The organism is Stella humosa (assembly GCF_006738645.1).
GTDB lineage: Bacteria > Pseudomonadota > Alphaproteobacteria > ATCC43930 > Allostellaceae > Allostella > Allostella humosa.
Map to the genome: position 1 here is coordinate 4,571,991 of NZ_AP019700.1, position 12,470 is coordinate 4,584,460.

The window sequence follows — 12,470 nt, forward strand, 5'->3', positions numbered from 1 at the left end:
AATGGCGTGATGGCGGAGCCTGCCGCGGGCACCGGCCCCAGCCTGGCCGAGGCGCGGCGCGTCATCGTCAAGATCGGCTCTGCCCTGCTGGTCGACGATGCGACGGGGGCCATCCGCCGCGAGTGGCTGGACCGGCTGGCCGACGACGTGGCGGCCTTGCGCGCGCGCGGCCAGGAGGTGGTGATCGTCACGTCCGGCGCCATCAGCGTCGGCCGCCGCCATCTGGGCCTGACGCGCCAGCGCATCCGCCTGGAGGAGAAGCAGGCGGCCGCCGCCACCGGCCAGATCCGCCTGGCCCATGCCTATGCCGAGACCTTCGCGCGCCACGGCATCACCGTCGCCCAGATCCTGCTGACACCCGAGGACACCGAGCAGCGCCGCCGCCACCTGAACGCGCGGGCGACGCTGGAGACGCTGCTCGGCCTGGGCGCCATCCCGGTCGTCAACGAGAACGACACGGTGGCAACGGCCGAGATCCGCTTCGGCGACAACGACCGGCTGGCCGCCCGCGTCGCCCAGATGATCTCGGCCGACACACTGGTCCTGCTGTCGGACATCGACGGGCTCTACACAGCCGACCCCAAGCGCGACCCTTCGGCCCGCCACATCCCGGTGGTGCCGGCGATGACGCCCGAGATCGAGGCGATGGCGGGCGACGCCCTGCCCGGCTACAGCTCGGGCGGGATGGTGACAAAGCTGGCGGCCGCTCGCATTGCGGTGGCCGCCGGCTGCCGCATGATCATCGCCCAGGGCAAGCGCCCGAACCCGATCGCCGCCATCCTGGACGGCCAGCCCTGCACCTGGTTCCTGGCCGGCGGCGGCCCGCGCGCGGCGCGCAAGCGCTGGATCGCGGGCTCGGTCAAGCCGCGCGGCGTGCTGGTGGTCGATCCCGGTGCCGCCCGCGCCCTGCTGGGCGGCCGCAGCCTGCTGCCGGCGGGCGTGGCCGCCGTCGAGGGCCGCTTCGAGCGCGGCGATCCCGTCGTCATCCGCGACCGCGAGGGCCGCGATCTCGGCCGGGGGCTCGCCGCCTATGGCAGCGCCGACGCCATTCGCATCCGCGGCCACCAGAGCGACGAGATCGCCGGCATCCTGGGCTATCGCGGGCGCGAGGAGATGATCCACCGCGACGACCTGGCCCTGGCGGAGGAAGCCCAATGAGTGCACTGCCGGCCGATACCGAGACCTCTGATACCCAGGCCTCCGACAGCCTGGCCGACCAGATGGCGCGACTGGGCCGCGATGCCCGCGCCGCCGCCGCCCGCCTGTCGACCACGCCTGCCGCGGCCAAGAACCAGGCCCTGGCCGCCGCCGCCGATGCCATCCGCCAGGCCCGGCCGGCGATCCTGGCCGCCAACGCGGCCGACCTGGAGGACGCCCGCCGCGCCGGCCTGTCGGGCGCCATGGTCGACCGGCTGCTGCTGAACGACGCCCGCGTCGAGGCGATGGCCCGCGGCCTGGAGGAAGTGGCCGCCCTGCCCGACCCGGTCGGCGACACGCTGGCGGAATGGACCCGGCCGAACGGCCTGCGCATCGCCCGTGTCCGCGTGCCGCTCGGCGTCATCGGCATCATCTTCGAGAGCCGGCCCAACGTGACGGCGGACGCGGCCGGCCTGTGCCTGAAATCCGGCAATGCCGCCATCCTGCGCCCGGGGTCGGAGAGCTTCCGCTCGTCGCGCGCGATCCTGGCGGCGATGCAGGCGGGGCTGGCCGCGGCCGGCCTGCCGGCCGCGGCCGTCCAGATGGTGCCGACCGCTGACCGCGCCGCCGTCGGCATCCTGCTCGGCATGTCCGGCGTGATCGACGTCATCGTGCCGCGCGGCGGCCGCGGCCTGATCGAGCGGGTGATCGCCGAGAGCCGGGTCCCGGTCATCCGCCACCTCGACGGCAACTGCCATGTCTATGTCGATGGCGCGGCCGACCTGGCGATGGCGCGCGCCATCGTCGGCAACGCCAAGCTGCGGCGCACGGGCGTGTGCGGGGCGGCCGAATCGCTCCTGGTCGATCGGCGGGCAGCCGCCACCCACCTGGCGCCCATCGTCCGCGACCTGCTGGATGGCGGGTGCGAGGTGCGCGGCTCGGCCGAGGTGGCCGCGATCGACCCGCGCGTCGTGCCGGCGACCGAGGCCGACTGGTCGACCGAGTACCTGGACGCCGTCATCTCGGCCACCCTGGTCGACGGCGTCGAGGGCGCCATCGCCCATATCGAACGCTACGGCTCGCACCACACGGATGCCATCGTCACCGACGACGAGACGGCCGCCGCCCGCTTCCTGGCCGCGGTCGACAGTGCCGTCGTGCTGCACAACGCCTCGACCCAGTTCACCGACGGCGGCGAGTTCGGCATGGGGGCCGAGATCGGCATCTCCACCGACAAGCTGCATGCGCGCGGGCCGGTCGGGGCCGAGCAGCTCACCTCGTACAAGTATGTCGTGCGCGGCAGCGGCCAGCTCCGCCCCTGAGGCGCCCCGGCCCGGCCGCGGGCCGCCACCGGACCGCCTGGCCGCGCTGGATCCCGGCCGCCGCCGGGTCGGGCTGCTGGGCGGGTCGTTCAACCCGGCCCATGACGGCCATCGCCACCTGTCGCTGTGGGCGCTGCGACGCCTGAGGCTCGACTGCGTGTGGTGGCTGGTGTCGCCCCAGAACCCGCTGAAAGCCACCGCCGGCATGGCACCGCTCGGCCGTCGCCTGGCCGAGGCCCGCCGCGTCGCCCGCCACCCGGCCATCCGCGTGACCGACGTCGAACGTGCGCTCGGCACCCGCTACACCGCCGACACGCTGCGCGCGCTGACGGGCCGTTTCCCGCGCGCGCGCTTCGTCTGGCTGATGGGGGCCGACAACCTGCGGCAGATTCGTCGCTGGAAACGCTGGGATTCGATCTTCATGCGGCTGCCGGTTGCGGTGTTCGACCGGCCTTCCTATGCTTTAGGTGCGCTTTCCGGTATGGCGGCGCGTCGGTTTGCCCGCAATCGCATCCCGGCATCGGCGGCACCATCGCTCGCAAACCGTTCGGCCCCGGCCTGGACATTCGTGCGAATGCCGCTCCACCCGGCGTCCGCCACCCGGATCCGCGAAGGTCGCGCGTCGTATCGACGCCCGGCGCCATCGGCGCATAGCGCCCAACAGGAGGTTACACCATAAGACGCCGCACGCCCGTTGCCAGCGAACCCGACCGGGAGATGCTGGAACTCGTCCGGGCATCCCTTGATGACGACAAGGCCGAAGAGCTGATCGTCATCGAACTGGCCGGCAAGTCATCCATCGCCGACTTCATGGTCATCGCCAGCGGGCGCTCCACGCGCCAGGTGTCGTCGATGGCCGAGAACCTGCGCATGAAGCTGATCGCCGCCGGCATCCGGCGGGTGGGCGTCGAAGGGCTGACCCAGGGCGACTGGGTGCTGCTCGACGCCGGCGACATCATCGTCCACCTGTTCCGGCCCGAGGTCCGCGCCTTCTACAATCTCGAGAAGATGTGGGGCAGCGACATGCCGGGCAGCGCACCGGTGCCGCCGCCGGAAGACCCGGTGCCGGGTATCTCCGAAGCAGACATCGCCGAAGAGGACATGGACGAGGAAGACATGGCCGAAGAGGACATGTCGGAAAAGGGGGCCGCTTCGGCGACCGCCTGACCGTTTCCCGAGGCGGCCGGGCGGCCCAGTGCGCATCCATGTGATCGCGGTCGGCCGTGCCCGCGGCGGACCGACCGCGACCCTGTTCACGGACTATGCCGGCCGCCTGCCCTGGCCGGTCACCTTGCACGAGGTCGAGGCCAAGGCCGCCGCCCCGGCCGAGCGCACCCAGCGCGAGGAAGCGCTGATGGCCGCCCGCATCCCGGCGCGGGCGACCATTGTGGCACTCGATCCGCGCGGCCGGGTGCTGTCGAGCGAGGACCTGGCCCAACGCATCGGCCGCTGGCGCGACGAGGGCACCGGCGATCTCGCCTTCCTCATCGGCGGCGCCGATGGGCTGGGCGATGGCTTGCGCGCGCGGGCCCACCTGCTGCTGTCGTTCGGGCCGATGATCTGGCCCCATTTGCTGGCCCGCGCGATGCTGGCCGAGCAACTGTTTCGCGCCCACACCATCCTGACCGGCCACCCCTACCACCGGGAGTGACCGGCCACCGGGAGTGACCGGCCACCGGGAGTGACCGGCCGATCCAGCCTCAGCGCAGGGTCTCGACCGCATAGTGGCGCACCCGGTCCTCGTCGACCCGGATGCCCAGGCCCGGCGTGCGCGGCACGATGACCCGCCCATTCTCCACGGGGAACGGCTCGGCCAGCAGGTCGCGCTCCAGGAAGTAGGTCGCCTGGTAGAATTCGCAGCCGAGCGAGATGTTGGGCGTGGCCGCGATCATGTGGGTTCCGGCCAGGTGGGCGATGCCGGTCTCGAACATGTCGCCGCCATAGCAGGCGATGCCGGCCGCCGCACAGATGGCCGACACCTTGCGGCCGGCCATCATGCCGCCATGCTTCATGATCTTGACGCTGACCAGATCGGCCATACGCTGGGACGCGACCAGCAGGGCGTCGGTCGGCGTGAACACGCTCTCGTCGGCCAGGACCGGCGTGTCGAGCGCGCGGGTGATCTCGGCCAGGGCGGCGCGCTGGTGACCGGGCACCGGCTGCTCGATGAAAGTGGGCTTGAAGGCCTCGACGTCGCGCAGCTGGCGGATCGCGTCGTAGGCCGCCATCCCCTGGTTGTAGTCGATGCGCAGCTCGGCATCGGCCGGGATCTCGTTGCGGAAACGCTCCATCCGCTTCAGGTCGACGGCGTGGCCGGCAAAGCCCGTCTTCATCTTGAACAGGCGCAGGCCCTCGCCGTACAGGCGCCGGACCATGTCCATGTCGCGGTCGAAGTCCGGGTCGGCGACCGAGAAGGAGAGCGGGATCGAATCCCGGCAGCGCCCGCCCAACAGCTCGGCCACGGGCAGGCCGCATGCCTGGCCGACGATGTCGAACAGGGCCATCTCCATCGCCGCCTTGGCCTCGGGATGGCCGACGACGGCATGGTCGGCCGCATCCAGCAGTTCCTCGATGCGGGTGGGATCGGCACCGACCAGGATCGGGCGCAGGTAGACGTTGAGGGCGGCCGCCACCGCCTCGATCGTGCCGGTGAACACCGCCCACGGCGCCGCGTCGCCCCAGCCGGTGATCCCGGCATCGGTCTCCAGCTTCAGGATGGCATTGCGCACCGACCCCTCGATGTCGCCGGAGCCGTGCCGACGCTTGATCAGGACGGGGATGTCGGTGACGTAGACGGTAAGCCCGGTGATGCGCAGGCTTGGCAGGGCGGGCCGATTGGCGCTGGTGGCGGTCAAGGGTCGAGCCTCGTCGATCGGGGGATCAGGCCGGCGATCCGGCCCCGCCCCCGATCATTCGACGATCCGCGGCCGGGGGCAAGCGCCGATGCCCCCGGCCGGCGGCAACTACTTCGTCTTCGGCTGGGTCATCTTGATCGACTTGTCGAGGAACTCGTTGGTGTAGACGGTCTTCACGTCGAACGCCTTGTCGAGCTTGAAGTAGGTCGCCGCCAGGTCGTAGTCGGCCGCCATGCGCGTGTCGTCGTGCCAGCCCAGCGCCACCGAGCGCGAGGTCTGGTCGCTCATCAGCACGGTGACGAGTTCCCAGTTCGTCATCTCGTTGTCGAACTTCAGCGCGCCGTTGGCCTCGACCAGCGCCTCGACGCAGGGCTTGGGGTCGGCGACGCAGTCGGCGAAGGCCTTCTGGCTGACGCCGACGAAATCGGCCACCAGCTTCTTGTTGGCGGCCAGGAACTTGGCGTTCACCAGGACCGAGTTGCCGTAGGGGTTCACGCCGACGTCGCGCCAGGCGAGGAAGCCCATGTCGTCGCCCAGCTCGCGCTGGAAGATGTGGTGGATGTTGTAGAAGGACGTGGTGGCGTCGATCGCCTTCGACTTCAGCGCGGCCAGCTTGCCGTTGGCGTCGATGTTGACCCAGGTGACGCTGGCTGGGTCGATGCCGGCATTCTTGGCCAGGGCCGGGAACACCACGCGGGCGGCATCGCCCGGCGGGTTGCCGATCTTCTTGCCGGCCAGGTCCTTGGCCGACTTGATGCCCGAGCTCTTCAGCCAGTAGAGGCCCTGGGGCGAATTGGCATAGACGTTCATCACCGCCACCGTCTCGGCCCCCTTGCCGCGGGCGATGAGGGCGGCCCCCATGTCAGCCAGCACGAGCGGGCTGGCGCCCGCCGCGCCGCGCTGGATGGCAACGGCCGAGCCCTTGCCGGGCTGGATGTCGAGGTCGATGCCGACCGCCTCGTAGCGCTTCATCTTGCGGGCGAAATAGTAGGGGGCATGGTCGCCGCCCGGCACCCAGTTGAGGAAGAACTCCACCTTCTCCAGCTTCTGGGCAGACGCACCGCCGGCTAGGCCGGTCATGGCGACGGCCACCGCCGCCGCGGTCGCGAGGGTCCGCATCTTCGATCCTCCCTGTTCACCTGTATGGGCCGGCCCGGTTCCAGCGCCGCCCTGGTTCGAGCGCCGCTCGCCAAGCCGGCATGTTTCCGGTATCGCTGTAACCGGTTGGTTACCCAACGGTATTCGCGCGTGTCGATCCCTGTCAATCAAGCAGCCCGCAACGGCGCCGCCGGCCATCGGTCCGTTCGCGCGCGCCACCCCGAGGAGACGCGCCAGCGCCTGCTGGAAGCGGCGTGGGACGAGTTCTCGGCCAAGGGGCTGGGCGGCGCCAGGGTCGATGCCATCGCGCGCCGGGCGGCGGCCAACAAGCGCATGATCTACCACTATTTCGGCAGCAAGGCCGGGCTCTACCTGGCCGTCCTGGAACTGGCCTACGACCGCATTCGCGGCCATGAGCGCGCGCTCGCCCTGGAGGACTGCCCGCCCGCCGAGGGCATCGCCCGCCTCGTCGCCTACAATTTCGACTTCTGCCGGGACAATCCGGGCTTCATCCACCTGCTGGCGAACGAGAACCTGCACCATGCCCGCCACCTCGCCCGGTCGGACAAGGTGCGGCAGGTGAACCTGCCGGTGATCGACACCATCGGCCGGCTGCTGGCCCGCGGCGCGGCCGAGGGCGTGTTCCGCCCCGGCATCGACCCGCTCGACCTCTACATCACCATAGCCGCCCTGGGGTACTTCTACTTCTCGAATATCCATACGCTATCGGTGGTGTTCGGCCGCGACCTCGCCCTGCCCGACACGGTCGCGGTGCGATCCGACCTGCATGTCGACTTGGTGCTGCGCTACCTGCGGCCTTGAGCCCGCATCGTCAGTCCACCCGCGCGAAGCGCAGGCCCTTGATGCGTGGGCTGGAAGCGACCAGGCCCTGTACCCGGCCCTGCTGGTCGCGCTCCACCCGGGCGACGATGGTGGAGTTCATCCAGCGGTTCGGCATCGAGATCTCGATGAGGTCCGGGCCCACCGCGGCAATCGGCCAGGGGCCGGCGGCCGCGAGGGGCCCGCGGGCGCGCACCGCCAGCCCGTCGCCGCAGGCCGCGATCGCCCAGTCGGTGGCCAGCTCGGCCGCGTGGTAACGGCCGGCCAGCCCGGCGGGCACCGGCCCCTCCTGCACCCGGGTCAGCCGGGCCTGGCGGCCGGCCCCGGTCTCGGCCAGGACGGCGTTGCCATCCGCCTTCACCGCCAGCTCGAAGGCGCCGCGATAGGCGCGCATCCAGCCGCCGGCGGCCGGCTGGAACGAATAGCCCACCCCGTTGGAGCGGCCGGCCAGCCCATCGGCCGACGGCGAAAGGTCATAGACCGTCAGCGCCTCGGCATCGAGCCAGCGACCGGACAGGCGGTCGAGGTCGCCCGGCAGGCCAGGCTCGGGCGGAAGCCCCTCCTCGGCGAGCGCGGCCTCGGCCGCGGCGCGGGCCAGGCGATAGGGGTCGATGGCGTCGACATTGGCGATGACGACCACCGCCAGATCGCGCTCGGGGATGCGCAGGAACTCGGTCCGGTAGCCGGGCCACAGCCCGCCATGGCCGACCGTGCGCGCGCCGCGCCAGGTCCCCACCTCCAGCCCGCGGGCATAGGGGTGCCAGTGGCCACCCGCCAGCGGCAGTTCCGTCTGCATGGCCTGCACAAGCGGCGCCATGCCGGCCAGCGGCCGGTCGTAGTGGCGCGCCCAGCGCAGCAGGTCGTCGAGCGAGGACACCATGCCGCCCTCGCCCACGGTCGGATAGGCCTGGACGGCGCGGATCACCGACCCATCCGGCTGGCGCAAGTAGGGGGTGGCCAGGCGCGGCACCACCGTCATCGGGTCGCGCACGAGGCGGGTGGCGTTCATGCCGAGCGGGGCGAAGAAGCGGCGCTCGAACACCTCTTCCAGCGACCGGTCCTCGATCTTCTCGACGATCTGGCCCAGCAGCAGGAAGTTGGTGTTGCTGTAGAGGAAGCGGCTGCCGGGGGCGAAGTTGAGGCCGCCCGCGCGCGCGATCGCCGCCGCCAGTTCCTCCTCCGAGGCCGGGCGGTCGAGCCCCATGCCGCCCCACCGCGTCAGCTCCAGATAGTCGCGCAGGCCGCTGACATTGTGCATCAGGTGGCGCAGCGTGACGGGCGTGCCGTAGTCGGGCAGCCAGGGCAGGTGCGATTGCACCGTGTCGTCGATGCCGAGCCGCCCTTCCAGGGCCAGTGCCAGGATGGCACCTGTCGTGAACTGCTTGGTGACCGAGGCGATCCTGAAGACGGTGCCGGGCTCGATCGCCACCCCATGCTCGATGCTGGCCTGGCCATAGCCGCGACGCAGCAGCACCTCGCCCGCGCGGACGACGCCGATGACGCAGCCAGGCTGGCCGGGCCGGGTCCAGGGTTGCACGAGGCGGTCGATGCGGCCTTCGAGTGCCAGGGCAGCGGATGTCGGCATGGAGTCCCCCGTCAGCGGTCGGCGGGGAAGCTAGCGGCCCACCGCCCGGAAGGAAAGATTGACAAAAACACGGCGCGCTTTCTTAAGTAACCAGACGGTTACTCCTGGGGAGGAGAGCAATGGCTTTGGCCGATGTCGAGCGGCGCTTCTACGCCGCCGCGGGTCACCTGACGGTGCCGGTCGTGTTCCGCGCCGACGAAATGGATGCGGCGATCGCCGATGCCGAGGCGTGGGGCGAGAGCTTCCTGTCGGACCTGGCGCCCGAGCAGCGCCGCTGGTACGTCGATGGCGGGGTCAAGGCGCGCACCGTGCTGCGCAAGCTGGACAACCCCCACGCCGTGCGCCCCGCCTTCCGCAACCTCGCCACCGACCCGCGGCTGGTGGGGCTGGTGGAAGAGCTGATCGGCCCCGGCGTCTCAGTCTATTTCAGCCAGATCTTCTTCAAGCCGCCGAAAGGCGGCGGGCCCAAGCCCATGCACCAGGACAATTTCTATTTCGGCCCGGCCGACCCCGAGGGGCTGGTGACCGCCTGGGTGGCGCTCGACACCGCCACGGTCGACAATGGCTGCCTGCATTTCGGCGACGGCAGCCACCGCCGGCCACTGCTGGCGCACGTGGCACCCGCCAACGAGCCCTACAACCTGCAGGTGCCGCACGAGATTGCCGCCGACATCGAGATGACGCCCGCCCCGGTGCCCAAGGGGGGCGTGTCCTTCCACCATGGCGGGACGCTGCACCAGTCGGGCGTCAACCGCTCGACCCGGTGGCGCCGGGCCGTGGCCTTCCATTATGTTGGCGCCGGCAACGCGTTCACCCACCCCGCCCTTCCCTATGACGAGGCGGCGATCGTTCGCGTGAGCTGACAAGAAACGACCGCAACGACGCAGCGTCGACGACGGGGAAAGGCAGGGGATGAAGGCGGAGAGTGCGTGGCGGATCGGTGCCGCCATCCTGGCGCATGTTGCCGTGATCGCGGCCTGGCACCTGTTCGTCGTCTGGGGCGAGGTGCCGCGCTTCGTCATGCCGACGCCGGGCGACACGGTGATGGCGCTGCTCGACCCCGACTATCGCTGGTGGCCCAACATCGTGGTCACCGCGACCGAAATCTATGGCGGCTATGCGCTGGCCGTGGTGACGGGGGTGGGTGCTGCCCTGCTCTTCACCTGGTCGAAGGTGCTGGAGGCGATCGTGATGCCGGTGCTGATCACCTTCAACATGATCCCCAAGGTGGCGCTGGGCCCGCTCTTCATCGTCTGGTTCAGCTACGGCATCCTCCCGAACGCGTTGATCGCCTTTTCCATCGCCTTCTTCCCGATCGTGCTGACGACGGCGCGCGGCCTGCGCGAGGTGGAGCCGGACCTGCTCGACCTCGTGCGCTCGCTGCGTGGGTCGAAGTGGCAGATCTTCGTGAAAATCCAACTGCCGGGCGCCCTGCCCTACATCTTCTCGGGCATGAAGGTGGCGGCCATCCTGGCCGTCGCCGGTGCCATCGTCGGCGAGTTCCTGGGGTCCGACAAGGGCCTGGGCTACCTCATGCTGCAGGTCCAGGTGACGCTGGACACCGCCGCCATGTTCATGGCCGTCACCCTGATCAGCCTGCTGGGCATCCTGCTCTACGGGCTGGTGGTGGTGCTGGAGCGGGTCTTCGTCGTGCGCGACGCGCGGGTGTCGTGACCATGGCCCCCACCCCGCCCGCGACCGAGCCCTTCATCCATCTGAGCGGCGTGCGCAAGGTCTACCGCTCACGCGGGGCCGAGTTCCTGGCCGTGTCGGAGGTCACCTTCGACGTCGAGGCGGGCGAGCTGGTGACCATGGTCGGCCCGTCCGGCTGCGGCAAGTCCACCCTGCTGAAGATCCTGGCCGGCCTGCACCCGCATGACGGCGGCGTCGTGCGCATCGGCAACGCCGCCCAGCCGTTCGACCCGGCGCGCGACATCGGCATGGTGTTCCAGCAGGCCCTGCTCCTGAAATGGCGGCGCATCATCGAGAACGTGCTGCTGCCGGCCGAGATCCTGGGCCTGCCGATGAAGGCCGCGCGCGAGCGCGCCCGCGACCTGCTGGCCATGGTCGGGCTGGCCGGGTTCGAGGACAAGTATCCCTACGAGCTGTCGGGCGGCATGCAGCAGCGCACGGCGATCGCCCGCGCGCTCGTCCACGACCCCAAGCTGGTATTGATGGACGAGCCCTTCGGCGCGCTCGACGCGCTGACGCGCGAGAAGATGAACCTGGAGCTGCTGCGCATCTGGCAGGAGAGCGGCAAGACCATCCTCTTCGTCACCCACGGCATCGCCGAGGCGGTTTTCCTCGGCACCCGCACCGTGGTGCTGACGGCCGGGCCGGCCCGCATGGCCGACCATATCCGTATCGACCTTCCCTATCCCCGCACGCTCGACATGAAGACCAGCGTGGCCTTCGGCGAGTATTCCCGGCGGCTCTACCGTCTCCTGGGCATGGAGTAACGACATGGCGACCAAGCGCCTCGGCATCATCATGAACGGCGTCACCGGACGCATGGGCACCAACCAGCATCTGGTGCGATCGGTCCTGGCCATCCGCGCCCAGGGCGGCGTGACGCTGGCCGACGGCAGCCGGGTCATGCCCGACCCGATCCTGGTCGGCCGCAACGCGGCCAAGGTGGAGGCCCTGGCCAAGGCGCATGGCGTCGAGCGGTGGACCACCGACCTCGATGCCGCGATGGCCAACAAGGACGACACGCTCTTCTTCGACGCGGCGTCCACCAACATGCGTGCCGGCCTGATCCGCCAGGCGATCGCGGCCGGCAAGGACATCTATTGCGAGAAGCCGACCGCCGACAACCTGGAGGACGCGCTGGAGCTGCACCGCCTGGCCGAGGCGGCGGGCGTGCGCCACGGCGTGGTCCAGGACAAGCTGTGGCTGCCCGGCCTGCGCAAGCTGAAGATGCTGATCGACAGCGGCTTCTTCGGCCGCATCCTGTCGGTGCGCGGCGAGTTCGGCTACTGGGTGTTTGAGGGCGACTGGCAGCCGGCCCAGCGCCCGTCCTGGAACTATCGCGCGGTCGATGGCGGCGGCATCATCCTCGACATGCTGTGCCACTGGCGCTACGTCGTCGACAACCTGTTCGGCGAGGTGAAGAGCGTCTCGTGCCTGGGCGCCACCCACATCCCGCGGCGCTGGGACGAGAACGGCCAGCCCTACGACTGCGACGTCGACGACGCGGCCTACGCCACCTTCGAGGCGGGCGACGGCGTCGTGGTGCAGATCAACAGCTCGTGGGCGACCCGCGTGCGGCGCGACGATCTCGTCACCTTCCATGTCGACGGGACCCACGGCTCGGCCGTCGCCGGCCTGACCCGCTGCCACGCCCAGGCGCGGATCAACACGCCCAAGCCCGTCTGGAACCCCGACGTGCCCCAGGCGATCAAGTTCTTCGACACCTGGCAGGAAGTGCCGGACAACCAGTTCTACGACAACGCCTTCAAGGTGGAGTGGGAGCTGTTCATCCGCCACCTCTATGATGGCGGCCCCTTCCCCTGGAACCTGAAGGCCGGCGCCAAGGGCGTGCAGCTCGCCATGCTGGGCCTGCAGAGCTGGCGCGAGCGGCGCTGGCTCGACGTGCCAGCACTTTAATCCCGGAAGCAGGAGGATCATCCG

General features: G+C 70.4%; 13 protein-coding genes. 10 read left to right on the forward strand and 3 right to left on the reverse strand.

Features of this window, described 5'->3' with window-relative positions:
- Nucleotides 1–9: 9 nt before the first annotated feature.
- The 5 genes from proB (at nucleotide 10) to rlmH (ending at nucleotide 4,110) form a co-directional block, all read left to right on the forward strand.
- Nucleotides 10–1,158 (forward strand): glutamate 5-kinase, encoded by a 1,149-nt coding sequence (gene proB, locus STVA_RS21400; protein ID WP_123691910.1) that lies wholly within the window; start codon nucleotides 10–12, stop codon nucleotides 1,156–1,158.
- Nucleotides 1,155–2,459, forward strand: a complete 1,305-nt coding sequence (locus STVA_RS21405; RefSeq protein WP_123691912.1) for a glutamate-5-semialdehyde dehydrogenase — start codon at nucleotides 1,155–1,157, stop codon at nucleotides 2,457–2,459. Before proB ends, STVA_RS21405 begins: the two co-directional genes overlap by 4 nt.
- A 118-nt stretch (nucleotides 2,460–2,577) precedes the next feature.
- The gene (locus STVA_RS21410; protein WP_338092743.1) at nucleotides 2,578–3,138 is read left to right on the forward strand and encodes a nicotinate-nucleotide adenylyltransferase; all 561 of its coding nucleotides are present in this window, start codon (nucleotides 2,578–2,580) and stop codon (nucleotides 3,136–3,138) included.
- A 38-nt stretch (nucleotides 3,139–3,176) separates the two neighbouring features.
- Nucleotides 3,177–3,626 (forward strand): ribosome silencing factor, encoded by a 450-nt coding sequence (gene rsfS / locus STVA_RS21415; RefSeq protein WP_123691916.1) that lies wholly within the window; start codon nucleotides 3,177–3,179, stop codon nucleotides 3,624–3,626.
- 28 nt (nucleotides 3,627–3,654) lie between these two features.
- Nucleotides 3,655–4,110, forward strand: coding sequence for a 23S rRNA (pseudouridine(1915)-N(3))-methyltransferase RlmH (gene rlmH / locus STVA_RS21420; protein ID WP_123691918.1), 456 nt, complete (start codon nucleotides 3,655–3,657; stop codon nucleotides 4,108–4,110).
- 49 nt (nucleotides 4,111–4,159) lie between these two features.
- Here the strand turns inward: rlmH and STVA_RS21425 are convergent, their stop codons facing one another.
- The gene (locus tag STVA_RS21425; RefSeq protein ID WP_245978398.1) at nucleotides 4,160–5,314 is read right to left on the reverse strand and encodes an enolase C-terminal domain-like protein; all 1,155 of its coding nucleotides are present in this window, start codon (nucleotides 5,312–5,314) and stop codon (nucleotides 4,160–4,162) included.
- Between the two features lie 108 nt (nucleotides 5,315–5,422).
- Nucleotides 5,423–6,433 (reverse strand): ABC transporter substrate-binding protein, encoded by a 1,011-nt coding sequence (locus STVA_RS21430; RefSeq protein WP_123691920.1) that lies wholly within the window; start codon nucleotides 6,431–6,433, stop codon nucleotides 5,423–5,425.
- A 129-nt stretch (nucleotides 6,434–6,562) separates the two neighbouring features.
- Between STVA_RS21430 and STVA_RS21435 the strand changes: the two genes are divergently transcribed.
- Nucleotides 6,563–7,234 (forward strand): TetR family transcriptional regulator, encoded by a 672-nt coding sequence (locus tag STVA_RS21435; RefSeq protein WP_170216565.1) that lies wholly within the window; start codon nucleotides 6,563–6,565, stop codon nucleotides 7,232–7,234.
- A gap of 10 nt (nucleotides 7,235–7,244) precedes the next feature.
- On the opposite strand, the gene STVA_RS21440 is transcribed toward STVA_RS21435, so the two are convergent.
- A complete protein-coding gene (locus tag STVA_RS21440; protein WP_123691924.1) occupies nucleotides 7,245–8,837 on the reverse strand; it encodes a serine hydrolase domain-containing protein in 1,593 nt (530 codons plus the stop codon).
- Between the two features lie 119 nt (nucleotides 8,838–8,956).
- Here STVA_RS21440 and STVA_RS21445 point away from each other — a divergent pair, with 119 nt between their 5' ends.
- Genes STVA_RS21445 through STVA_RS21460 form a run of 4 tightly spaced genes read left to right on the forward strand, consistent with a single transcriptional unit; the run spans nucleotide 8,957 to nucleotide 12,446 of the window.
- Nucleotides 8,957–9,700 carry a phytanoyl-CoA dioxygenase family protein gene (locus STVA_RS21445; RefSeq protein ID WP_123691926.1) on the forward strand — a complete coding sequence of 248 codons (744 nt, stop codon included), beginning with the start codon at nucleotides 8,957–8,959 and terminating at the stop codon, nucleotides 9,698–9,700.
- A gap of 49 nt (nucleotides 9,701–9,749) precedes the next feature.
- Complete coding sequence (locus tag STVA_RS21450; protein ID WP_123691928.1) at nucleotides 9,750–10,511, forward strand: ABC transporter permease; 762 nt, start codon at nucleotides 9,750–9,752, stop codon at nucleotides 10,509–10,511.
- 2 nt (nucleotides 10,512–10,513) lie between these two features.
- Nucleotides 10,514–11,296 carry an ABC transporter ATP-binding protein gene (locus STVA_RS21455; protein ID WP_123691930.1) on the forward strand — a complete coding sequence of 261 codons (783 nt, stop codon included), beginning with the start codon at nucleotides 10,514–10,516 and terminating at the stop codon, nucleotides 11,294–11,296.
- 4 nt (nucleotides 11,297–11,300) lie between these two features.
- Complete coding sequence (locus STVA_RS21460; protein ID WP_170216566.1) at nucleotides 11,301–12,446, forward strand: Gfo/Idh/MocA family protein; 1,146 nt, start codon at nucleotides 11,301–11,303, stop codon at nucleotides 12,444–12,446.
- The last annotated feature ends 24 nt before the right edge of the window (nucleotides 12,447–12,470 follow it).